The sequence below is a fragment of the Tolypothrix bouteillei VB521301 genome (assembly GCF_000760695.4).
GTDB lineage: Bacteria > Cyanobacteriota > Cyanobacteriia > Cyanobacteriales > Nostocaceae > Scytonema > Scytonema bouteillei_A.
In genome coordinates this window covers 5675663-5700626 of sequence record NZ_JHEG04000001.1, presented here as the reverse complement: position 1 = coordinate 5700626, position 24964 = coordinate 5675663, and the positions used below count along the sequence as shown (strand labels likewise).

General features: G+C 41.3%; 9 protein-coding genes. 5 read left to right on the top strand and 4 right to left on the bottom strand.

The genetic code is table 11. The features are described from left to right. The first annotated feature begins 28 nt into the window (after positions 1-28). The gene (locus HC643_RS22910) at positions 29-2641 is read left to right on the top strand and encodes a PAS domain S-box protein (RefSeq protein ID WP_237265930.1); all 2613 of its coding nucleotides are present in this window, start codon (positions 29-31) and stop codon (positions 2639-2641) included. Positions 2642-2745: 104 nt separating this feature from the next. Here HC643_RS22910 and HC643_RS22905 read toward each other — a convergent pair whose 3' ends face one another. The 3 genes from HC643_RS22905 to HC643_RS22895 all read right to left on the bottom strand — a co-directional run bounded on the left by HC643_RS22905 (position 2746) and on the right by HC643_RS22895 (position 11298). Continuing rightward, on the bottom strand, positions 2746-5283 hold the full coding sequence (locus HC643_RS22905; protein ID WP_050045268.1) for a phospholipid carrier-dependent glycosyltransferase: 2538 nt from the start codon (positions 5281-5283) through the stop codon (positions 2746-2748). A gap of 193 nt (positions 5284-5476) precedes the next feature. After that, positions 5477-8479 (bottom strand): L-glutamate gamma-semialdehyde dehydrogenase, encoded by a 3003-nt coding sequence (gene pruA, locus HC643_RS22900; RefSeq protein ID WP_063779454.1) that lies wholly within the window; start codon positions 8477-8479, stop codon positions 5477-5479. A 53-nt stretch (positions 8480-8532) separates the two neighbouring features. Further along, positions 8533-11298 carry a protein kinase domain-containing protein gene (locus HC643_RS22895; protein ID WP_050045269.1) on the bottom strand — a complete coding sequence of 922 codons (2766 nt, stop codon included), beginning with the start codon at positions 11296-11298 and terminating at the stop codon, positions 8533-8535. A 325-nt stretch (positions 11299-11623) separates the two neighbouring features. Between HC643_RS22895 and HC643_RS22890 the strand changes: the two genes are divergently transcribed. From HC643_RS22890 to HC643_RS22875, 4 genes are all read left to right on the top strand, one after another. Continuing rightward, positions 11624-17152 (top strand): trifunctional serine/threonine-protein kinase/ATP-binding protein/sensor histidine kinase, encoded by a 5529-nt coding sequence (locus tag HC643_RS22890; protein WP_082051622.1) that lies wholly within the window; start codon positions 11624-11626, stop codon positions 17150-17152. 374 nt (positions 17153-17526) lie between these two features. Further along, positions 17527-21207, top strand: a complete 3681-nt coding sequence (gene smc / locus HC643_RS22885) for a chromosome segregation protein SMC (protein ID WP_038071823.1) — start codon at positions 17527-17529, stop codon at positions 21205-21207. Between the two features lie 59 nt (positions 21208-21266). Beyond that, complete coding sequence (locus HC643_RS22880; RefSeq protein ID WP_038071825.1) at positions 21267-22268, top strand: PRC-barrel domain-containing protein; 1002 nt, start codon at positions 21267-21269, stop codon at positions 22266-22268. A gap of 264 nt (positions 22269-22532) precedes the next feature. Continuing rightward, on the top strand, positions 22533-22868 hold the full coding sequence (locus HC643_RS22875; protein ID WP_050045270.1) for a hypothetical protein: 336 nt from the start codon (positions 22533-22535) through the stop codon (positions 22866-22868). 211 nt (positions 22869-23079) lie between these two features. Here HC643_RS22875 and HC643_RS22870 read toward each other — a convergent pair whose 3' ends face one another. Beyond that, positions 23080-24681 carry a tetratricopeptide repeat protein gene (locus HC643_RS22870; protein WP_038071828.1) on the bottom strand — a complete coding sequence of 534 codons (1602 nt, stop codon included), beginning with the start codon at positions 24679-24681 and terminating at the stop codon, positions 23080-23082. Positions 24682-24964 lie beyond the last annotated feature (283 nt).

Sequence of the window (24964 nt, the reverse complement as noted above, 5' to 3'; positions counted from 1 at the left end):
TAAGGCGACGCAACAACAAGTAGTAACCATGAGCACACCGGACTTTTTCATGAATAGAGCGATCGTCTCTCAACGGTTGCAGCCAATCGTACTATGTGCAAGCGAACAACAGCCGCGTGAATCTTTAAAGAACAATCAACCTCAGGTAAAGACTTCTCAAAGCAAGCAAATTGATGTGCCAATAGCTAAGGAAAGCCTTCAGCAGAAGGACACACCATCTTCGCAAGATAGAGAAGCACGATTTAAATATCTGTCTGACGCTAGTTCTGAAGGGATTATCATACACAGAGATGGTATTATCATTGATGTCAACAGTGTTTTAGTAAACCTGAGTGGCTATGAAGTCTCTGAATTGATTGGCAAAAGTGCTTTTGCTCTGTTTACCCCTGATTCACAGGAATTAGTAAAAAAAAATATTCTTTCTGGATACGGAAAACCCTATGAAGGAGCTGTAGTTAAGAAAGATAGTGTCACTTTTCCGGTTGAAATACAAGGTAAGAACATTCCTTACCAAGGACAGCAAATACAGGTGGTCGCGATTCGAGATATCACAACCCAAAAGCAAGCAGAAGATGTTTGGCGAGAAAGAGAAAAACGTCTGCGCGGACAAAGCCAAACTTTGGTAAAACTTGCGCGAAATCGTACTTTTGGGCAAGGAAATTTCAAAGCGACCATAGAAGAAATCACAGAAGCCGCCGCCAGAGCTTTAGAGGTGATACGCGTTAGTGTGTGGTTGTACGATCGAGATGGTTCCAAACTAGAGTGTATAGATTTATACAATTCCATGACAATGTGTCATACCTTTGGTATGTCACTTATAAAAGCGAATTATCCTGCCTATTTCCAAGCTTTAGAAGAACAGAATTTTATAGCATCTGATGATGCCCTAGAAGATAAGAGAACTCAAGAATTATCGGAATGTTATCTTTCCGTGTTGGGTATTACATCTCTATTAGACGTATCAATTTGCTTGGGAGGTCGTCCTATTGGCGTTGTCCGTCACGAACATATAGGAAGTAGCCGTCAGTGGACATCGGACGAAGAGAATTTTGCAAGTGCGATCGCAGATTTTGTAGCCCTAGCAGTAGAAGTGAGCGAGCGCAATGCTGCACGTGAAGCTTTACAGCAGAGCGAAGCATGGTTCAGAGCCATTGTAGAAAATTCTTCTATGGGGATTGCACTGGTTGAGATGCACGGAAAAATAGCGGATATCAATCCGGCGTTGTGTCGAATGTTGGGATATCCTCAACAAGAGCTATGCGGTAGAAACTTCACAGATTATATTTTCAATAATACAGATGATTTGGAACTTTATCAAGAATTGCGATCGGGAGTGCGGGAACGCTTGGATATGGAAAGGCGTATTCTGCATAGAGATGGGCGCTTGATGTGGGCGCATTTAAGAATATCTTTGATTCCCGATACAAATGGAGAGCCCAAATTTTACTTAGTTATGATAGAGGATATTACCGAGCGCAAAGAAACAGAATTGAAACTCCTTGAAAGTAAAGATGCAGCAGAAGCAGGGAGTAAAGCAAAAAGTGAGTTTTTGGCAACAATGAGTCACGAATTGCGAACACCTTTAAACGCAATTATGGGATTGTCTCAGTTACTGCAACAGAAAATTGTTGGTTCTTTAAATGACAAGCAAAAAGAATATATTAACTGTATTTATAGTAGTGGAGAACATCTTCTAGAACTAATAAATGATATTCTAGATCTATCTAAAGTAGAAGCAGGTAAAGAAGAACTTTTTCTATCACCCATACATATAAATGATATTTGTAATTATGTCATATCAACAGTCAGCGAGCGTGCTATAGAAAAGGGACTGCTCCTAACAGTAGAAATTGATGAAGAAGCTAGCTTTTGTGTAGCAGATGAGCGTCGAATGAAACAAATGTTACTGAATCTTATATCAAATGCTATCAAATTTACAGAGAAAGGTAAGGTAACGCTAGAAGTCAAAAAATTACCACAAGGTATTGCATTTACTGTGATAGATACGGGTATTGGTATCGACTCCAGTCAGTTTCAATTTTTATTTGAACCTTTTAAACAACTTGATAGTCGCCTCAGCCGTCAATACGAAGGGACTGGTTTGGGTTTAGCACTAACACGCAAGTTAGCGCGGTTGCATGGTGGAGATGTAACTGTAGAATCAACCTTGGGACAGGGAAGCCGTTTTACCTTATTTTTGCCCAATGAACAACATCAGGATGTAGAGAGTAATCCTTTCGCCTCTTCCCCTGTTACCCCATCCTCCCTCCTATCCAAGAAAAAACGTATTTTGCTTGTGGAGCATGAAGAACATACCGCCATATTGCTGCAAGATTATCTTCAGACAATAGGTTACCAGGTTGAGCGAGTGAACCACGGTAATGGATTTTTAGAATTAGTGAGAACCCAACATCCCGATTTAATTTTGTTAGATGTGGAGTTGGGAGATGTTAGCGGGTGGGATTTGCTGGTACAGATGAGACAACAACCCGATTTACAAAATTTGCCCGTTGTGATGATGACACCATTAGTTGTAGTTTTCGATCGCGAACGAGTCAAACAAGTCGGTGCTAACGACTGTCTGAGCAAACCCATTGGTATTGTGCAACTAGAATCAGTGCTTCTAAGGTATTTGACTTAGAGGATGTTTGAAAAGGGAGCATCCCAATGAGTGAAAAAACACGTTTGGGATTGAAATCGCGTCTACCTCTTAGAAACTCATTAGAGGAACCTTACAAACATCCTCTAACCATTAATCTCTTTCAAAATTTGCCATGCCTTAATTAAATTACCTTGCATTAAAGCAGCCGCGCCAGAAAGAGCTTTTATTTCAAGTACGTTTGGGTTTTTCGCTAAACTGGGTTCAAGGGATTTTTGTGCAGCAGCAGGTTGCCAATTATACAGTTGAACAAATGCCAGGTAAGCGTGGGAGTAAGGGTTTTCTGAATCTAGTCGAGTCACTTGTTGTAAAGCAGCAATAGCTCCATCTACCCGTCGCTGTAAGACATTTGCTAAAGCCAAAGCATATGTCCATTCTATATTTGAAGGAATTTGTTGCAAGCGGTATTCTAAAGTTAATCGTGCTTGTACCAAATAATCCTGAATTGGATCGTACTGATTAATACGTCCTACTTCATCAAAGACTTGACTTAATGCTTTCGGTCCTTTAGGTAAATTTGTACCTAAAATTCTTAATTGAGTGACCAAATCCAACTCTGGCGCAGGTGTAGCAGGGGCTTTAGGGTCGATTTGTAATGTAACTTTTGGTACTGGAATTGGATAACTTTCTCCCGAAAGCCTGTTGAGATAAATCGCCTCTAATGAGTAAATCCCCGGTGCTACATTAGCAGGAGGAAGCATTGCCATTCTTTCGATCGCCCTGAATGTACCCTCTGGTTTTTTGGTACCAGAACGCAAAGCCCCCATTCCTATAGCGCGATCGTGTATCCACGAAGATGGGGACTTGGGGCTGGAGACTGGGGAGTTGGTTTTCCAAGTTAGCAGGAGTAAGCCATTTTGTAGTTGCTCCCAGGAACCAGACCATTCATAAGTTACTGGGACTGGAATTCCTGGTGGAGCTTTTTGTGGGACTGCGACTTGAGATAAAGTTAGGCGATCGCTCGAGACACCAGTCACACCAATTTGTTTTACTTCTACTGCTGGTGTTTTTTTATGGAAAAGCTTGAGCGGGCTACCATCAGGTAAATTCCAAGATTTGCTAAGTTGAAAATCTTTGCTTTGCTCTACAGCTCGTGCAATACTGGCTTGAGTTTCTCCAACCGATCCCTGGTCGCCCGTTTTGGTAAGAAACCATTCTAGCGATCGCACATCCCTATCTACAAATTTTTTTCTCGTCCCCACTTGACGTCCGTAAACTTGAAAATTTTGTAGCGCCCCATAGTAATTGAAATTGTGTTGATTAATTGCTGCTGTTGATGGCAAAACTCCTAAAGTAGAACGTAAATACGGTTCTGTTTGCACAATATGAGCGATCGCTTGCTTGTGCGGAAACTCCTCTGCCATGTAAGGATAATACTGATTGGGACTTAAAGCTTGTGTCATCCAACCACCGATAACACCCGCAATAGGAAACAAGTTACACAACATAAGCAAGATAGCCAAAGCAGCCGTACCCCATCGAATCCGCTTTCCCCAAAGATGAGACAACCGTGTCAAACCATATGCTAAAAATACGGTTAATGCTGGTAAATACGGTAACGCATAGCGACTATCTTTATTAATATTCAAAGACGACAATAAATATGAACCTACCAGAAATACCGCCAACCATTTAAGTGAAGATTTTACCTTGTCTCCCTGTCCCCCTATCCCCTTTTTAAACCTTGACCAACCCCAATAAAACAGTAGAGCACCAACAGGTACCAACAACAACGGAAGAGAAACTTGATTCGGTAATTGTTGCCAGTAATAAATCCATGCTTGTAATGTATTGAGAGGTGCTTCACCTTCAGCGATCGCAGAATCTATAGTCGCTCGTTTTCCAGAAGTCAGAACAATCAGCCAATTTGTACGATACCAAGGACCAAAAACCAACACCGACAGACACAAGCCACCTACCAGTTGAGCCAAACGACCCCAACGGCGATCGCGTAAAGATCCCACTCCAAGCCATACTATGGGAATGAAAAGAAATATCAACGCCGTTTGCTTAACCAACAACGCCAACCCAAACGACAAACCAAAAGCCAACACCCACAACCATTCAACAACCCTCTTCTTCCTCTGCGCCCTTACCGTCTCTACAGTTCCAAAACTGCGCCAAACACTCAAGCAAAAGAAACTCAAAGTCACAACAGCCGCTAAAGGATAATCCAGTAGAAAATCCAGACGCAGTTGATAAAGAGCAGGTAAAACTTGACACAAAAAAGCCGCCCACAAACCTACAGACTCATCAAACAATACTTTACCCAAACCATAAACCGATGCCAGTAAAACCCCGCTAAATAAAAGCATGACCAGAGCCGCCTCATCCGGTCCAGTGCCAAACATGTTTTGAACACCAGCTGCCAGTATATACGTCAAAGGCGGTATTTTAGAAGACAACAACCACAGACCCTGCCACCAATCCAAGTTCCACCACTGCGGATTCTGCAGCGCTTGCCAATAGTTTAATGTACCTGTTAGGTAATCTGCTTGATCCCACGCAGGAATAGAGCGATCCAAAGCAAACCAAATGCGATCGCACACAGCCCCCAAAAACCAAATAATACCAAGTATCAGTAGGCTGTTAAATTTCTTTCCCTGGTGGTTGTAATTTTTCATATTAGTTAATGGCTAATGGCTAATAGCTAATGGCTAATTGTGTTTCTACCATTAGTAGGTAGGGTTGTGCTGCACATTTAATATTGGTGGGCAATGCCCACCCCTACACCTATAGGTTATTAAATGGCATAAAAGGGACTAATAGCTAATTGTGTTTCTACCATTAGCCATTAGCCATTAGCCATTAGCTCATCTATTCAGCCCCTTCAATAGGCGCAAAACCCTGACGCTGAATGTTCTCCGTTACTGTACGGGGTTCCAAAAATTGCAGCAAGTAGTCCGGTCCACCCGCCTTGGAACCAACTCCTGATAGTTTGAAACCACCAAATGGCTGTCGAGCGACAATAGCACCCGTAATCGTGCGGTTAATGTACAAATTGCCCACCTCATACTCTTCCTGAGCCATTTCAATGTGGGAAGGAGTTCTAGAATAAAGACCTCCCGTTAAGGCATAGTTAGTCCCATTAGCAACATCCAAAGCCTCCTGAAAATTCTTCACTTTAATCACCGCCACAACAGGACCAAAAATCTCTTGTTGGGCAATGATGGCATTTGGAGAAACATCTGCAAAAATCACGGGACCGATGAAATATCCATTATCCGGTGCAGGCATTTCCAAAGCAACTTTTGCCTCAGCCTTACCTTTTTCAATATATTCCCGGATGCGATCGCGAGCATTAGCATCAATCACGGGTCCTACTTGGGTGCTGGGGTACTCAGCTACACCAATATTTAGAGATTTCGTCGCTTCTACAAACCTTTGTACAAAGGTATCATATACCGATTCGAGCACCACCACTCGCGAACAAGCAGAACACTTTTGTCCGCTATAACCAAATGCTGACTGTACGGTGCCAACTACAGCTTGGTCTAAATCGGCACTTTCATCTACGATGATGGCATTCTTACCACCCATCTCAGCAATGACGCGTTTCATATGCTTTTGACCGGGTTTCAGAACTGCGGCTTCTGCGTAGATTCTACAACCAACTTCTTGAGAACCAGTAAAAGCAATGACGTGAGTATCGGGATGGTTCACCAAATAAGCACCCACTTGAGAACCCTTTCCTGGGACGTATTGATAGACACCCTTAGGGATTCCCGCTTCCACCAAAATTTCTGTCAGTTTTGCTGTAATCACAGAAGATGTTTCTGCGGGTTTGAGGAGAGTACAGTTACCAGCAACTAGAGCAGCAACTGTCATTCCCGTTGCGATCGCTAGTGGGAAATTCCAAGGCGAAATCACTACAGCAATTCCACGAGGCTGATAAATATAACGGTTGGTTTCCCCAGAAATGTCGTAATTATAACCCTCATCTAACCGCTCCATTTCCAGAGCATAATAGCGACAAAAATCAATCGCCTCCGAAACCTCGCCATCAGCTTCCCGCACTGGTTTTCCAACTTCTAAAACAATCCAAGCAGACAGTTCCGCACGGCGTTGTTCCATCAGATCGGCGGCTTTCCGCAATATGTTAGCCCGTTCCTTTGCAGGAGTTTTGCGCCAAGCAGGAAAAGCAGCCTTTGCGGCTTGCATAGCTTGTTCGGCTTGTTCTACACTCATCAACCCAATCTGACCGACCACTTCACTAAAATGAGAAGGGTTAACAGAATCTATAACCTGTTGGGTACTGACATACTCACCATTAATCAACGGTAAATAAGTTTTACCTAGTTGCTCGCGCACGGCTTGAAAAGCTTGACTCGCCTCTGTTCTCTCCGCCTCTTCAGCAAAATCAGTATCCGCCGCACCCATGAAAGAGGAGGGGGAGAGGGGGAGAGGGGGGGATGGGGAGTTATCCTTGTCTACCTTGTCCCCTTGTCCTACAACAGGGGGTGCAATCAATTCTTCCACCGGGCGGTTCTCCATATTTTGACGCAGGAAAGAACTATTAGCCGTGTTTTCCAACAAACGCCGAATCAAATATGCCATTCCCGGTAAGAGTTCCCCGTAGGGACAGTACACTCTCACCCGATATCCCCTATCAACCAAAGCTTTAGCTATTTTGTCACCCATACCGTAGAGAACTTGCATTTCAAAGCAACGACGGGGGACATTTAAGGTTTCTGCGATCGCCATAGCTCGTGCTTGAGAACGCACGTTATGACTGCCAATAGCAGAATATACGTATTGGTGATTTTGTAACAACAATTCTGTCAGTTGCTCAAAGTTAGCATCTGTAGCAGCTTTGTCATTATAGACAGGTTGTTCCCAGTGTTTTTGAGACGCTTTGATAGTTTCCTGATCCCAATAAGCACCTTTTACCAAGCGGATTGTGACTGGGTAACCGCGCTGCTTAGCCCATGCAATCAAGTCTTGTACATCTCGATTGCTATCGCGCAGGTAAGCTTGAATGGTGACACCAATATCGGTTCGATTTCTAAACTCCTCTTCCAGCAAGATTTTTTTCAGGATGCTGAGAGTTAAGTCCTTGTAGGCGTACTGTTCCATATCAAAGTGAACCGCAGCACCAAGTTCCTTAGCACGACGCAAAAGAATGCGGATGCGATCGCTCACCCGTTCCTCACTCCCCTTAGCATCGAGAGGGTCGAACTGAGAATAAAACGCTGTCAGTTTGACAGAAACCTGGACTTTTGGCAAAGGTTCTCCATCAGCTAAGTCAATTGCAGGAACTGGCGACCAATTCTTAGATGCTTCCACTAGTTGTTGCATCAAGTCCAGATACCGTTCCAAGTAAGACTGTGCTTCTGCTTCTGTAATAACCGCTTCACCCAGCAAATCTACGGTGAAAGCCATTTTTTCCTTCCGCAGGCGCTCAATCGTTTTGAGCGCCTGTTTGATGTTTTCTCCAGAAATATATTTATGAGCTAATGTTTCCGTCGCTGTTGCAACAGTCGTAGCAGCGACTTGTCCCGGTACAGAATCAGGGTTGGCAAAGTTGAGCATCCCCTTTAGGGCTGCTGGTAATTCTACCGACTCATCACCCAAATATTCTTGTAAGTGTGCTGCAATTTCTGGTTTGCTGCGTAAAGCAGGAAGAGTATCAATAAAACGGAATAACTGCACCCGTAACCCAGGATTGCTCATCGCCCAAGCCAATAACTTGTCATCCCAGCGCATCTGATCCCGCAATGCAGCAAAGAACGAACGGCTTTCTTGAGTTGCTGCTAGCAGTTGCTTGGCGATTTCTTGTGTTTTAGGTTCGTAAGTACTGGTTTTTACTTGTAATACCACTGATAACAAACTCCATTTAAAAGATAAGGCTATGTATTATAAAGCCTGTGTTTCTATTGTGGCTTGTGGAATGTGCTACCACCAGGCACAAAAGAACAATTCTTTTGTGCAAAATGTTCCAATAGCAAGCGATGGATGAAGATATAACCACCACCAACTTTTTGCAAAAAGATCCGTTCTGTAGCATAGTCAAGAAAACGGGCATAATTCCAAGGAATACAGCGATTGAAGGAGAGAATAATTCGTAAAATTAGGTGTTTTACACAAGCTTCGCCTCCTCCTGCTGCAACTCCAAACAATAAACCAAAAATTCCCCAAACGAGAATCCGCCAGCGCAAAATCGCTGCAGCTAAGCCAAGTAGTAAAAATCCTATTAAACCAAAAACAATTGCATTTTTTGCCGATTGTCTAATTCCCTGATTGGGAACAGACAGCGTTTGGATACCAGGACCCGTCAACCCACGAATGAGAACATAAATGAATCCCAAACAAAAGCCAAAAACTATACCACGTATCCAACCCGCTATAGGAAGATTTATTATATAATTTACAAAACTTTGTAGATCTAATGATATATATAATGTCGCCGCCGTTAGCTTTAAGAGCACTCCAAAAAGGAGTCCCCAAATCATCCCAACGATTAAACTATTGCTAGCATTTCTCCAAGACCATTTTAAAGTCTCCACGGGATGAATGCGGTCAAAACCAAAAATCAGCCAAAAAAATACTGTTGTGAAGCTAAGTGCTAATAAAACTCGATTAATAGGTATTAGTAACAATCCAATTGACAAACCAAGTAATATAAAAACAAACAAAATATTCATTACATAGATACGTTTTTGCCATGGGTTTTGAAACCAGCTTGGCTGCATGCGTTCGATGAGAAATACTGTTTGTGATTGTGTTTTTAATCTTTGCGCCAGCCAACTCAACCAATAAATGACTTGCTCGTTAGAATACAGTCTTCTAGACATTCGGCGGTCTAGCATTCTTTGAATATACTTATCAAATAAATGTTGGCGGCGTTCTTCCAAACTCATTCCCGGTAAATCTGTCATTGACATCCCTTGATAAGCAAGAGTCATAATGCTTAATAGCAAGGGCGATTTGGCTAATTCTTGAATTGTTGTATCCCCTTGGAGTGCGGTTTGTACTGCACCAAGTTCGGAACCTGCATTTTGTAAATATTGGCGAATTTGTTCTAAAGTCAGTGGTTGGATAAAAACCGCTCCTTGAAATCGGAAACGATTGGATAGTGCTTCATAATCTTTGATTCGACTGCAAACAACGATTTCTGTTTCTCCATATTCCCGAGAGAATGTATTAATCGCTTCCACACAAACATCTCGACGGTCAGCCAAAACCTCATCCAACCCATCGAGTAATAGCAGCAATTGTTGATTCTTAATCCATGTTTTGCCAATTTCCTTTGACACTTGATACTTTGTATTAAGTTCTCGCACCAGCCAATCTGCAATTGCGATCTTTTCATTTATCCATGCTGAAAGGTTAAAGACAACTGGAATGGGTTGGGTTGCGTCTATTTCTGCTTCTTGTAGTAAATCCCGAGCCAGTTCTAGCAGTGTTGTTGTTTTTCCAGAACCGGGTTCGCCTAAAATTAAAAGCGATCGCCCAGCCCCCATCTGTTGGAATAAATCGACGATTCTGGTATTTTTTGGAATGGATTGTCTGGTTTGTGCGGGAGTCTCCCACAGCATACCCCAAGGACGATCTAAAGCATCGAAGCGATTTTCCAAACCGAGTTCAATCAGAGCAACTCCATGTAAGGAAGTTTCTAAAACTCCTTTTACCCAATAATTTTTCACTTTGTTGAGTAATATTTGGCGGTTGCGATACTCCTGATTGTTTTCAGGAATCTTTGTTCTGAGTGTTTTTTTAGGAGGAATGGGGGATTGGGGATAAGGGTTAGGAGAGTGGAAATGGTTGTTTAGTCTTTCGCTATTGAGTGTAGATTCCTCCGTTCCTATGATAATTTGGTCTTGCGGACAGAGATCGGCTAACATGGCTTTGGCAGTTGGATAGCGATCGCGTGGATGGGATTGAATAGAGCGATCCAAAACATTTGCTAAGTAGTGGTTGATGTTAACTTCCGGACGCCAAATGATTTCACCCATCTCAGAATTTGTTTTCCAATCTTGGGGACGTTTACCTGTCAGCAAATAAATTCCTGTCAACCCCAAACTGTATAAATCGCTAGAATAAACTGGTTTACCTGCAGCTTGTTCTGGCGGCATAAAACCTGGAGTTCCAACTACAATGGAGCTAGCGATCTCCCCTTGAGCATCCATTACAGTTGTCATCATTTCCTTAGCAATACCAAAATCAATTAAAACGGGTTTACCGTCTTGTTTTCGCCAAATAATATTACCGGGTTTGATATCTCGGTGAATAATTCCTTTTGTATGGATGTAATCCAAAACTGGTAGAAGACTTACTAGTAATTCCCTAACTAAATTCTCACTAAAAAGCCCTTCCTGTTGAACTTTTTGACTTAAAGTCAAACCTTCAACCCATTCCTGAACTAAGTAAAAATGCTCATTTTCTATAAAATAAGCATAAAGCTTAGGAATTTGTTCGTGTCCTTCACCTAGTTCTTCTAAAATTGCGGCTTCTCTACCAAAGCGTTCTTGAATGAGTTGATAAACTTGAGGTTTGTGCGTTACGGGTTTGAGTTGCTTGATGACACAGATGCGACGGGAAGGCAAATAGGTGTCTTCCGCCAGATAAGTATCGCCAAACCCACCCCCTCCCAACGCACGAATAATTTGATAGCGATTGTTAAGTAGCGTTGGATTCATCTAGTTTGTACTTAGATATTATTTGTGATTTATATTACGTTACCAAGGGAGCTTCAAACAAGGGTGCGCCACTATAAAACTTACCAGTCATCTTAACAGGCAAAATCATCATGTAGTATAAAATACTTAATTTAGTATTAACATTAAACATTTTAGGCAATAGCTTCGCTACTGCCTTCGGCAGCTCGCAGTACTGCCTGCACTATTAAAGATTTTCATTATCAATTGTATTAAAAATGCTTTCATATTTTCTAGTTAAAATCACACAAAATTTAGGGAACAATAATTCAGAAAACAGAAAAAATTTTTATAAATGGAAGCAGCAATGGTGACACTAGTTGGTTATGAAATTACAGAGCAAATTTACTCAGGTAGCAGAACTCTAGTTTATCGAGGAATCAGAGAAAAAGATCGCAAACAAGTTGTGATTAAACTGTTGCGACAGGAATATCCTACCTTCAACGATATAGTGCAATTTCGCAATCAATACACCATTGCCAAAAACCTTGATATTGATGGAGTTGTCAAGCCCTATAGCTTAGAACCCTATAAAAACGGTTATGCTCTAGTCATGGAAGACTTTGGGGGAATTTCTCTCAAAGAGTACATTGCCTCTCATTTCCTATCCCTACTCGATTTTCTCGAGATTGCCCTGCAAATAGTTGCTTCCTTAGAAGGACTATATCGCAACCGAGTGATTCATAAGGATATTAAACCCGCCAATATCCTAATTCACCCTAACGACAAACGAGTCAAAATTATTGATTTTAGCAATTCTTCCCTATTACCTAAAGAGACGCAAGTCCCCACAAGCCCAAACCTTTTAGAAGGAACTTTAGCGTATCTTTCTCCAGAACAAACAGGACGGATGAACCGTTTAATTGACTGGCGTAGCGATTTTTACTCTTTGGGAGCTACTTTCTTTGAACTACTTACCGGACAGCTACCTTTTGAATCAGACGATCCTATAGAGTTAGTTTACTGTCATATTGCTAAACAGCCTCCACAAGTTCATAGTATTAATTTAGATATTCCTCCCATTATTTCTAAAATAATTAGCAAATTGATGGCGAAAAATGCTGAAGATCGCTATCAAAGCGCTTTGGGATTGAAATATGATTTAGAAGTTTGCTGGCAAGCCCTAAAAACTACCGGAAATATAGAGACTTTTGCTTTAGGACAACGAGATATTTGCGATCGCTTCCAAATTCCAGACAAACTTTATGGCAGGCAAGTAGAAGTAGAAACTTTACTTGCTGCCTTCGAGCGCGTAGCACGGGGAAATACCGAAATGATGTTAGTGGCAGGATTTTCTGGCATTGGGAAAACTGCTGTTATCAATGAAATTCACAAACCCATTGTGCGCCAGAGAGGTTATTTTATTAAAGGAAAATACGAGCAATTTCAGCGGAACATACCATTCTTAGCATTTGTGCAGGCTTTCCGCGATTTAATGGGGCAATTGCTAAGTGAAAGCGATACCCAATTACATATCTGGAAAACTCAAATTCTAGAAGTATTGGGAGAAAACGCTCAAGCGATCGTTGACGTTATACCTGAATTAGAAAAAATTATTGGCAAACAACCGCCAGCTCCCGAACTTTCTGGTAGCGCGGTACAAAATCGGTTTAATTTGCTGTTTGAGAAATTCATCCACGTATTCACAACTCCAGAACATCCTTTAGTCATGTTTCTGGATGACTTACAATGGGCAGATTTGGCATCTTTGAAGTTAATACAACTGTTGGTGAGTGAAGTAGAAAGTCAATATTTACTTTTGATTGGAGCGTATCGAGATAATGAAGTCTCAGCAGTACATCCATTAATGCTCACCTTGGATGAAATTTGTCAAACTGAAGCAAAAATTAGCACGATCGCACTAGAACCCCTTAATTCTTCCGATCTTAACTATCTCGTTGCCGATACCCTGAATTGTTCGCCAAAAGTAGCTTTTCCTCTGACTGCATTGGTTCTTCAAAAAACAAAAGGAAACCCTTTCTTTGCAACTCAATTTCTTAAATTGCTTTATGATGATGATTTGATTAACTTTAATTTTAATCTTGGGTACTGGCAGTGCGACATTGCACAAGTGAAAGCATTATCTTTAACAGATAATGTTGTAGAGTTTATGGCAATGCAGTTACAAAAATTGCCACCTACTACCCAAGAGGCACTAAAGCTTGCTGCTTGTATTGGAAATCAATTTAACTTGGCAACTTTATCTGTAGTCTATGAAACGTCTCAAACAGAAACTGCTACTCATTTGTGGAGAGCATTGCTAGAGAGTTTTATTATTCCACAAAGTGAAATTTACAAGTTTTTTCAAGATGAGTCAAAACTCAAGACTCAAGGCTCTCTTAGCTCTGAAGTTTGGAATTTAGAAACTGAAATTTTAACTGTTAATTATAAATTTCTCCACGATCGCGTTCAGCAAGCCGCCTATTCTCTGATTCCTGAGGAACGCAAACAATCGACTCATCTTAAAATTGGACGTTTACTATTAATTCACACTTCTCAAGAGAAATTAGAAGAAACGATTTTTATCATTGTTAACCAGTTAAATCTTGGTATAGAGTTAATCAAGAATCAAGTTGAAAGAGATGAACTGGCTCGATTAAATCTGCTTGCAGGACAGAAAGCCAAAGCGTCAACTGCTTATGCTGCTGCTATCAAATATTTAGCAATAGGTAGAGAAGTTTTAGCAGCAGATAGTTGGGAAAGTCACTATAAATTGACATTAGCTTTATATGAGACAGCAGCAGAAGCCGCTTATTTAGGAGGTGACTTTGAGCAAGCTGAAAGGCTAATTGAAATTGTTCTTAAAGAATCTAAAACTCTTTTAGAAAAAATCGAAACCTACGAAATAAAAATTCAGATGTATGCAGCGCAAAATCAGATGGAAAAAGCGCTAAATACGGGGTTAGAAGTTCTGGATATGCTTGGTGTTCCCCTCATACAAAACCCACCACCAAATCTCATTATTCAAGAACTTTACAATCTTCCAGAAATGACCGATCTTTATAAGCTAGCTGCTATGAGGATTTTAACGCAGATTCAACCGCCTGCTTATCACGCCAATCCTGCGATATTACCATTTGTAGCATTTACAATGGTTCATCTCAGTGTCAATAACGGCAATTCACCTCCTGCGTCATTTGGTTATGCTTTCTACGGTTTAGTTTTGTGTATTATGGGAGATTATGAGTCTGGCTATCAGTTTGGACAGTTGGCGTTGCGGATACTAAATAAATTTGATACTCAAGACTTCAAAAGTAAAGTTTATAACCTCTTTAATTGTTTTATCCGACATTGGAAAGAGAATGCTTGTGAAACAATAGAACTTTTCCGCGAAATTATAAGGATTGCTTTGGAAACAGGGGATTTGGAATACGCAAGTTATGCGTCATTTAACTATTGCCACAATATCTTTTTAACCGGGAATTCTCTAGACTATGTCGATCGACAGGTAGAGCAATATATTGTGTTACTGCGAAAAATTAAACAAGAATTCCAGTTACAAGCAACGCAAATCTGGGGACAACTGGTGTTGAATTTAATGGATGAAGCGTTAGAGACGCAGCAAATCAACGGTGAAAGGTTTGATGAGAAAACGATTCTATCCAATCCCCAACAGACAAACTCTATGTCGCTGTATTCACTTTATTTTGCTAAAACTTTGGTTACCTATTTGTTTGGAGATTATACAGCAGCATCTGAAAACGCTTCTATGGCGGAAAAGTACGAACAAGCAATGTCTGTTTTGTTTCCAGTTACCCAAAATCCTTTTTACTATTCTTTAGCTCTCCTAGCTCAGTGTTCCCCTCTTGAAAGCACAGATTGCAGCCAAGCTCGGCAAAAAACTAAAGAAAATCTGAAAAAGGTAGCCATTAACCAGGAGAAAATGAAGGTGTGGGCTGAAAATGCTCCAATGAATTTTCAGCACAAGTACGATCTGGTAGAAGCAGAAAAATCAAGAGTTTTAGAACAGCATTGGCAAGCTGTAGAGCTTTACGATCGCGCTATTACTGGAGCGCAGGAAAACAAATACATTCACGAAGAAGCGATCGCCAACGAACTAGCTGCCAAATTCTATCTGAATTTAGGCAAGGAGAAAATTGCCAAAACTTATATGCTTGATGCTTACTATGCTTATTCTCGTTGGGGAGCAAAAGCCAAAGTGGAAGACTTAGAAAAACATTATGCTAAACTACTGAATCCCATCCTGCAACGAGAAAAAATTCGTCTCAATTCTATTGAAACGATCGCTAACACGATTAGTAATTCTCTATCTAACTCTAGCAGTCAAAACACTCTCACTTCTAATAGCACAAACATTTCAGATGTTCTAGATTTAGCAAGTGTTATCAAAGCTTCACAAGCACTTTCTAGTGAAATGCAGCTAGAGAAGCTACTTTTCACACTAATACAGGTAGTAATGAAGAGTGCTGGATCTGAAAAATTTGTTCTAATTTTGCTCCATAAAGATCGCTGGGTTATAGAAGCAATCCAAAAATTTCCCCAGTCGCCAATCATAATGCAATCTATTCCCTTCGAGTCCAGCCCAGATGTTCCTGCTAACCTCATAAACTACGTCAAGAACACCATACAAACATTGGTAATAGGAGATCCTAAAACTCAGACTTTACTCGCCTCCGATCCCTATCTTATTGATAACCAGCCGCAAAGTTTACTTTGTACACCTATCCTCAATCAAGGGAAATTAATTGGAATTCTTTATTTAGAAAATTCTTTTACCAGAGGAGTATTTACTAGCGATAGAATTCAAGTTATCAATCTCCTCTGTTCTCAAGTTGCTATTTCCTTAGAAAATGCACGCCTTTATCAACAGTCTCAAGAGCACGCTCAACAACTAGAACGCTCTCTAAACGACCTAAAACAAATACAATTACAACTTGTGCAAAGTGAAAAAATGTCTGCTTTAGGGAACTTGGTGGCAGGGATTGCTCACGAAATCAATAATCCTGTGGGTTTTATAGCAGGTAATATTCAACCTGCTGTTGACTATATTAAAGATGTATTCGGTTTACTCGACCTCTATCAAAAGAAATTCCCCAATCCTGGTTATGAAATTGAGGAAGAAATGGAAACTATTGACTTGAAATATGTGCGTCAGGACCTACAAAACTTACTGTCTTCTATGACACAAGGTGTACAACGCATTCGCGATATCAGTCAGAGTTTAAGAACGTTTTCACGAGCAGATACAGAACACAAAACTCTCTTTAATATTCACGAAGGTATTGATAGCGCAATTTTAATTCTCAAACATCGGTTAAAAGCATCAGAAACTTACCCAGCTATTGAAGTTATTAAAGACTACGGAAATTTACCCCCTGTCCGATGTTTTCCCGGACAACTCAATCAAGTATTTATGAATTTGTTAGCAAATGCTATTGATGCAATTGAAGAGTCATTAGTCATTAAGAATCAGCTTTGTGCGGATAGCGGTGCGTTGCAAAGAGAAGTTGCGAACAGGGTTTTCCCTCTTGAGAGAACTGAAACCGATCCGTTATTGGTAGCAGACAAACAACCAATGACTCATGGTAAAGGACAAAAAATAAGCCCTCAAATTCGCATTACCACAAGGCTTACAGAAGATAGAAAAAGTATCGTGATTTGGATTCAAGATAATGGCTTGGGAATGACAAAGGAGGTTCAAGAGAAAATTTTTGAACATTTATTTACAACCAAGCCTGTGGGCAAAGGTACGGGACTGGGATTATCTATTGTTCAGCAAATTATTGTAGAAAAACATGGAGGAACTATAAGTATAAATTCAACATGGGGGGAAGGAGCAGAGTTTCGGATTGAAATTCCTGCATTATATGTATAAACAAAAACTTTTCTAACTGGCTATATATTTTTTACGTATTGTGTATAAGCGTATTTCTATACGATTTCTAACGGGATGAGTTCGTTATATCCCTGGCTTCTTCAAGAAGTCAGGAATCTTAGAGCCGCTTTTCCTCGTCTCACAATTCTCTTGATACACTAACTTTAAACTCCTGCGATTCTCAGGGTCACGCCAGTCGGCTCAATGGGGAAACCCTCCGCAGTTGCTCCTCTTGTGCTTTGCCCAAGACCGCACTGCTCTAAGCACGGCGCTGGCTCCTGTGCGCCCTTACGGTTCCATCATCCAAACCCCCTAACCTCTTGATGACTTTGTTGGTACACTTGAACTTCATTGACCCCAGTTAGCAACCACCTATGGTGCATATAAAACGGGTAGAACTCACAAACTTCAAATCCTTCGGCGGTACGACTTCTGTCCCCTTACTGCCGGAATTTACTGTCATTTCCGGACCCAATGGTTCTGGGAAATCCAACATTCTTGACGCCCTGCTTTTTTGCCTTGGACTCGCCAGTTCTAAGGGAATGCGGGCGGATCGCCTACCCGATTTAGTCAACAACAATCAAACGGCAAAGGGAAAATCTAGTATCGAAGCAAGCGTTACGGTAACCTTTGATTTATCAGACTTAGTTGTAGACGATGTACACCAAGTTACAGAAGTCGTTATAGACGAAGAACCAGATATTACAGATTTATCACCTGATGAAGAAACCGATCGCCAGGAAGAAAGCGAAGAAGAAAAATTTCGCAAAGCCAAAATTCAAGCAAAATCTGGTGTGGAATGGAGCGTCACCAGAAGGCTGAGAGTGACAAGCCAGGGAACCTACACCTCAAATTACTACATTAATGGTGTTTCTTGTACCCTTACAGAACTGCACGAAGAACTAGAGAAACTGCGGATTCACCCAGAAGGTTACAACGTTGTACTCCAAGGGGATGTCACCAGCATTATTTCCATGAACTCTCGCGAAAGACGGGAAATTATTGATGAATTAGCAGGGGTAGCAGCATTTGACCGCAAAATTACCCAAGCTAAAGGAACTCTTGATGAAGTTAAGGAAAAGGAAGATAGCTGTCGTATTGTAGAGACAGAGTTAATTGCACAACGCGATCGCCTCTCCCAAGACCGTGCTAAAGCAGAAAAATACCAAAAACTTCGTACTGAGTATCAAGAAAAACAACTTTGGGAAACCGTTTTATCATGGCGTTCCTTACAAGCCCAGCAAGAAAAGCTATCCACACAAATCCAAGAAGGCGATCGCACTAAGAGCGAGATCCAGAACCAACTTGCAGCTCTAAAATCAGAAATCGCCCAAAAAACAGCCCAACTCGAACAACTTAACGCCCATGTTAAATCCTTGGGAGAAGAACAGCTTTTAGCAGTACAATCCACCCTAGCTACCCAAGAAGCCGAACGCAAGCAACTTCAACGCCAGCAAACAGAACTAGAAGCAGCCATCCAAGAAACCATCAAACGCAAGCAACAAACACAGCAAGAAATTCAACAACACCACCAAACCTTAGAACAACTCGCCCAAAACGAGATCGAACAAACCCAATACATCTCATCCCTACAAACCCAACGAGATGAAGCACGACAAGAATTAGAAAAATCTCGCGAAATAGCTGCAGAAATTGCTTCCGCCTCAGAAGCTTGGGTACAGCAACAAACAGCCCTCAACCGTCAAATAGAAGCGGTGTTGCAAACTGTCGATCCGCAACGCACGGAACAAGCCCAATTAAGAGAACGCAACAATCAGTTACAGCAACTCATCCAAGAACAAACGGAACTGATTCAAACTTTAGAACCCCAATTAGCAGAAAAACAAGCTGAGTACGTACAAGTCGAAACCAAATTTAATGCTTCTAGCGAACCCATTCAAGCCCTAGCGGAAAATTTATCAGCCACAGAACAAGAACTGCAAATCCAACAAGATACCCAAAAGCGTCTTTTACAAGAACAAAGGGAAAAACAACGCTCCTTAGACAAGCTAGAAGCCCAACAAGCAGCCCAGCAAGAAGTCCAAGGAACTCAAGCTAGTAAAGTGATTTTGCAAGCGGGTATACCTGGTGTTTGCGGAATGGTAGTACAGTTGGGACGCGTAGACCCTCGCTATCAATTGGCTTTAGAAATTTCTGCTGGGGCGCGTTTGGGACACATAGTCGTGGAAGATGACAGCATAGCTTCAGCCGGAATTGAATTACTCAAGCAAAAACGTGCTGGTAGGGCAACTTTTCTCCCACTGACTAAAATTCAAGCTCCAAAATTAACTCAAGATTTTACCCTGCGTTATGCAAATGGCTATGTTGATTATGCTGTTAACTTGATTGAGTGCGATCGCCGTTACAAAGATGTATTTGCTTACGTTTTTGGGAATACGGTAGTGTTTGAAACTTTACAACAAGCACGCCAGCATTTAGGATTGTATAGAATTGTAACGTTAGATGGAGAATTGTTAGAAACCAGTGGAGCCATGACTGGTGGTAGCACAACTCAGCGCTCGGCGTTGCGGTTTGGGACGGTGGAAGCAGCAGAATCAGAGGAAGTTTTGAGTTTGAAGCGTCGATTAGCAGATATTGAAAAGGTTTTAGAGCGCTGTAGTGAAGCCATAAGTTCTCTGTCAGTCAGAACAAAACAGCTCGCACAAGAACTTACGGAAGCAAGACAAGGGCGACGAGAACAGCAGTTGTACGCCGAACAGCTACACAAAGAGATTAAAAGTTTGACCGCACAATTAGAGGGAACGCGATCGCAATTAACTCAAAACCAGGAAAAGCTAGCAACAGCTCAATCCCGTTTGGAGGTTTTAGATCGGGATTTACCAGGACAAGAACAGCAGTTGCAACATTTAAGACAAGCATTGACGGAGTTAGAACAGTCCCAAACTCCTCAAGAATGGCAGCAAATTCAAGCGACTATTAAAATTCAAGAGCAACAATTACAACAAAGAGAAGCAGCATTGCGAGAAGGGGAGCAAAGACTGAAAAATTTAGAAAACCAGCAGCAGCGCTTGCAAGAGAAAATTCAAGAATGCTCAAACCGCATCCAAGAATATCAAGAGCAACAGACATCATCAACGGAAACCTTACAGGGCGTATCCACACAAATTGCAGAACTCAACACTCAAATTGCAGAAATCAGGGCAAATTTGAGTGAAATGGAACAGAATTTAGGAGAAGAAAAACAACAACGCGACCGTACCGAACAAGAATTGCGATCGCACGTTACCAGAGAGCAACAGTTGGAATGGGAACAGCAAAAGCTGCAAGAAACCCAGCAAACCAGGCGAGCCGAATTTGCGACATTGCAAGAGCAATTGCGGACTGTAGGCGCAGAATTACCCAGCCCATTGCCAGAAGTCCCAGATAAAGTGGATTTAGAAGACCTGCAAAAAGAATTGCGATCGCTAGCCAAACGGCTCCAAGCAATGGAACCCGTCAATATGCTCGCCTTGGAACAATACGAGCGTACCCAAAAGCGCTTGGAAGGACTCAGCGAAAAACTCCAGACTTTAGAAGGAGAACGCACCGAACTTTTGTTACGAATTGAAAACTTTACTACATTGCGCCAGCGTGCATTTAAAGAAGCCTTCGACGCCGTAAATGAAAATTTTCAATCCATCTTCGCGACCCTTTCCGAAGGTGACGGTTATCTGCAACTCGACAATCCAGAAGACCCATTTAACAGTGGATTAAACCTAGTTGCACACCCCAAAGGCAAACCAGTACAGCGACTTGCTTCTATGTCCGGAGGAGAAAAATCCCTGACAGCATTAAGCTTTATTTTCGCGCTCCAACGCTACCGTCCATCGCCATTCTACGCTTTTGATGAAGTTGATATGTTTTTAGATGGGGCAAACGTAGAACGATTAGCTAAAATGATTAAGCAACAGGCGCAACAAGCACAATTTATTGTTGTCAGTTTGCGCCGACCGATGATAGAATCAGCCGAACGCACAATTGGCGTGACTCAAGCTAGAGGAGCGTACACCCAAGTTTTGGGTATTAAGTTACAATCCAACCATACGAATGCTTGAGTTTTTGATAATAATAGTGTATATAGACAACCGGATTCGAGATCAGGACTCGGTACATAATGACCTCTGAACAAATTATTAGACGTTCCGATATTTTAAACACCCAGGTAATCACCCGCGATAACGGCAAACGGCTTGGCATTATCAGTCAAGTTTGGGTTGATGTCGATCAGCGAGAGGTTGTGGCTCTTAGCTTGCGAGATAGCCTGATCTCTATTTCTGGCGTGCCGCGTTATATGTATCTCAATAGCATCAACCAAATTGGTGATGTCATTTTGGTTGATAATGAAGATGTCATAGAAGACATTGAAGTCGAATCTTACAGCAACATAGTCAGCTGGGAAGTTATTACAGAAACAGGAGACGTGTTGGGTAAAGTCAGGGGCTTCAAGTTCAACGGGGAAACAGGAAAGATTTACGCGATTACGATTGCGTCTTTAGGGCTACCGCAAATTCCCGATCAATTTCTGAGTACTTACGAGATTTCAGTAGACGAAATTGTCAGCACCGGACCAAATCGACTGATTGTATTTGAAGGCGCAGAAGAGCGAGTCACCCAACTTACAGTTGGTGTGTTAGAGCGTTTGGGTATTGGGAGAGCACCTTGGGAGCGTGAAGACGCAGAAGAATATGGGGGAGGTTATGCTTCCCGCACAATAACACCAGACAAACAATTACCGCCCGGTGTCCCATTAGAGCAACCAAAGCCAAAAATTACCCGCGCACCCGAACCCGTTATGGAGGAGGAATGGCATGAGGATTATTATGAAGAAGAACGTCCTCAGCGTCGGGTGATGGAAGCACGACAGTACGAATCCGTTCAGTACGAAGAAGAGGAAGAAGACAATTGGAGTGAAGCAACAGGTCAAGATAGGTACAAGCCACAACCCAAGTACGAATCAAAGCCTAAAAATCCCAAGCCATACAGCAATGACTATGACGATTTTGACGACGATTTAGACCGCGATGCTTGGGCTGATGACGAACCACCAAAACCCGTGAATATTCCCAAGAAGATTAAGGAAAGACAGCCGGAGTATGAAGAAGAAGGCGGATATTAATTGATTTAGTTAATAACAAAAAATGAGGAGTTAGGAGTTAAAAATTCTTACCTCCTCTTTTTTGTTGTTTGAATATGGAGAATTGGAATGAAGTTCCCCCCTTTTTTAAGGGGGGTTAGGGGGGATCGAAACCGCTTTTAATGCACTTTAGAAGCCTTGTGTCACCACCGTAGCTTTATAAGGTGGGATCTAGAAAATTAAGATCCTAAACGAGTCGTTTGAAAACACGGCGCAGATACAAGTCTGAAATGGTGAAGGGTGTAGGTGCAAGATAGCAGTAGGGAAACACTAAAAAATAGCAATTTGCCAGAAACTCTACAAACAACAAATGTTATAATTTACTATAATAACAGTCAATTAAGAGAACTCAAAAATATCAGTATGGCAAAAAGTGAATCAGCAAAATTATGGCAAAAAGCACATAAAGAAAAGGTAAAACAATATAACAAAAATTATAGAAAAAACAAAACTACCTTATCAGTGGTTTTAGATGATTGGGTTATTGAACAAATTCAGCAAGAAAAAGATCCCACACAACCTTGTGGTGCTTGGGTTAGAGAGCTTGTTGAGGCGTGGGCAAAAAATCGCTTGCAGTCTTAGAACAATACTTAAACTTGGCTCTCATGTTTATCTATCAAAAGTAGGAAGCTAATATTTGTAATAGATGTAACACTGAAACTTAATACTTTGGCATCATGTAAAGTCTTTCCCACGGTTTTTGTCGTGGGATTTATTTGCTTGGGGCTTAAGTAACTTCAAGAGTCTTTTAGGGATTTCATTCGTTATCGCTCCCCTCATCAAGCCCGATTGACTAAAAATTTAAAGTATCTAATGAGTCTTCTATTTCTAAATCAAGAACTCTTTCCCGTGCATTTTTGTGTTCTTCTAGTTTGCCTTCTTTGCGATAAAAATCTGCTGCTCTCTGAAAATCTTCTAGGGCTTCTTGCTTATTTCCTAAATTCAAATAAGCACATCCTCGGTTGAAATAAGCATTAGCATCATGAGAATTGAGTTGAATAACTTGACTGTAGTCTTTAATGGCTTCTTCGTAATCTCCTAGATCGTAACGAGCATTGGCTCGGTGATAAAAAATATTAATATCTTGAGGGTTTTTCTTAATGGCTTGCGTGTAATCCTCAATCGCTCCTTTATAATCCCCCATATCGTGACGAGATTGACCGCGTTTTTTATAACTGTCTGCGTCGGTAGGATGAACTTCAGCAACTTGAGAAAATCCTTGCTTATCTTTTAGCAAGTTCGGATTCATCCTCATTGCTTGCGAATAATCTTCTAATGCGCCTTGACGATCGCCTATATGAGAACGCACATCAGCACGGTTTTTGTAAGCAAAGGCGTCATTGGGATTTATCCTAATGGCTTGGGAGTAATCTGCGATCGCACCTTCATAATCTCCCAAATGATAGCGAGCCAAACCGCTTCTGGTGTAGACTTTACCATAATAAGGATTTATTCTAATGGCTTGGGAGTAATCGGCGATCGCACCTTCATAATCTCCCAAATGATAGCGGGCTAAACCGCGTTTGTAATAAATGATGATATCTTTGGGATTGATTTGCAAAACCTCATTGTAAGCTTCGATTGCACCATCATATTTTCCTTTCTCAAAGTATTCATCACCCAGTTTTATATAAAGCTGGCTTAATTCTTCATTTCGTGAGGGAGAAGGGATATTTTCCTCACGATAGAAGTTAGGCTTCATCAACTGGGGTTTGGGTTGTACCTCCAGAACTTCTCGTTTGGGAGGATATCTGTAAATAGGAGCTTGTTGTCGGGGAAAGTTATCATCTGTAAAAGTTTGTAACTGTTCTAAATAACAACGCAATCCTCCACCATACATTAATTGTTCCATTCCAAATGTAACTTTGCCTGTTCTCAGCTTAATCATTTGTGTCGGAAGAAAGCCAGCTAAGAAGAGATGATATTCTGGTTGTGCTTCATTCACCTCTTCTTGAATCAAAATGCAAACAACAACTGCATTTTTTTGCACTTCTTCTATACCAATCGACCATCTAGCTTTATCAAGACTCCCGTGACGTGATTTTACTGCGATGCCAACAGAAGAGTCAAAAGTCAGTGTAAAATCAACCTTACCATCACCACCGAAGCGTTTGTCATAATCAACTTCTGTAATAAAATCTGCCAAACGCTCTTTAACAACTTCTTCACCTAACTTTCCTTTGAGATTGCTGATAAACACATCACGAACGGGAGAAGTACGTTTGTATTTCTCAGCCATTTGCCAGCAAAACTCCCGCAGTCCCTTTAATCTCTCACCAGAAATAACTGTTAATTCGCTATGTTGTCCTTCTATTTCACAATGCAGCAAACGACCAGATGTGAATCTTTTGATAAAATCTGCCTGTAGCGATCGCAGTAGGGTAATCCAGTCCATTTATTATTTTGCGAATCCTGATTAACGAGTTATTTTACAAAAATAACAAACTGGTGTAAACCTATCTTCACTATACTCAATTTAGCCTTTGCAATCATATAGAGTCTACACCAGCCTCTTTTTACTTAAGAAAGAGCTAATAACGTAACAGCTAGCGAGACTGTAAGTAGTTTTTTTCAACTAATACTAAATCTGCCTCTTCTGCTACCTCAACAATTTAGTCAGTACAAACAGATTTTGCTTGTCCGATCGCAATTTTAAATCACTTAAGTAAGAGAGATTA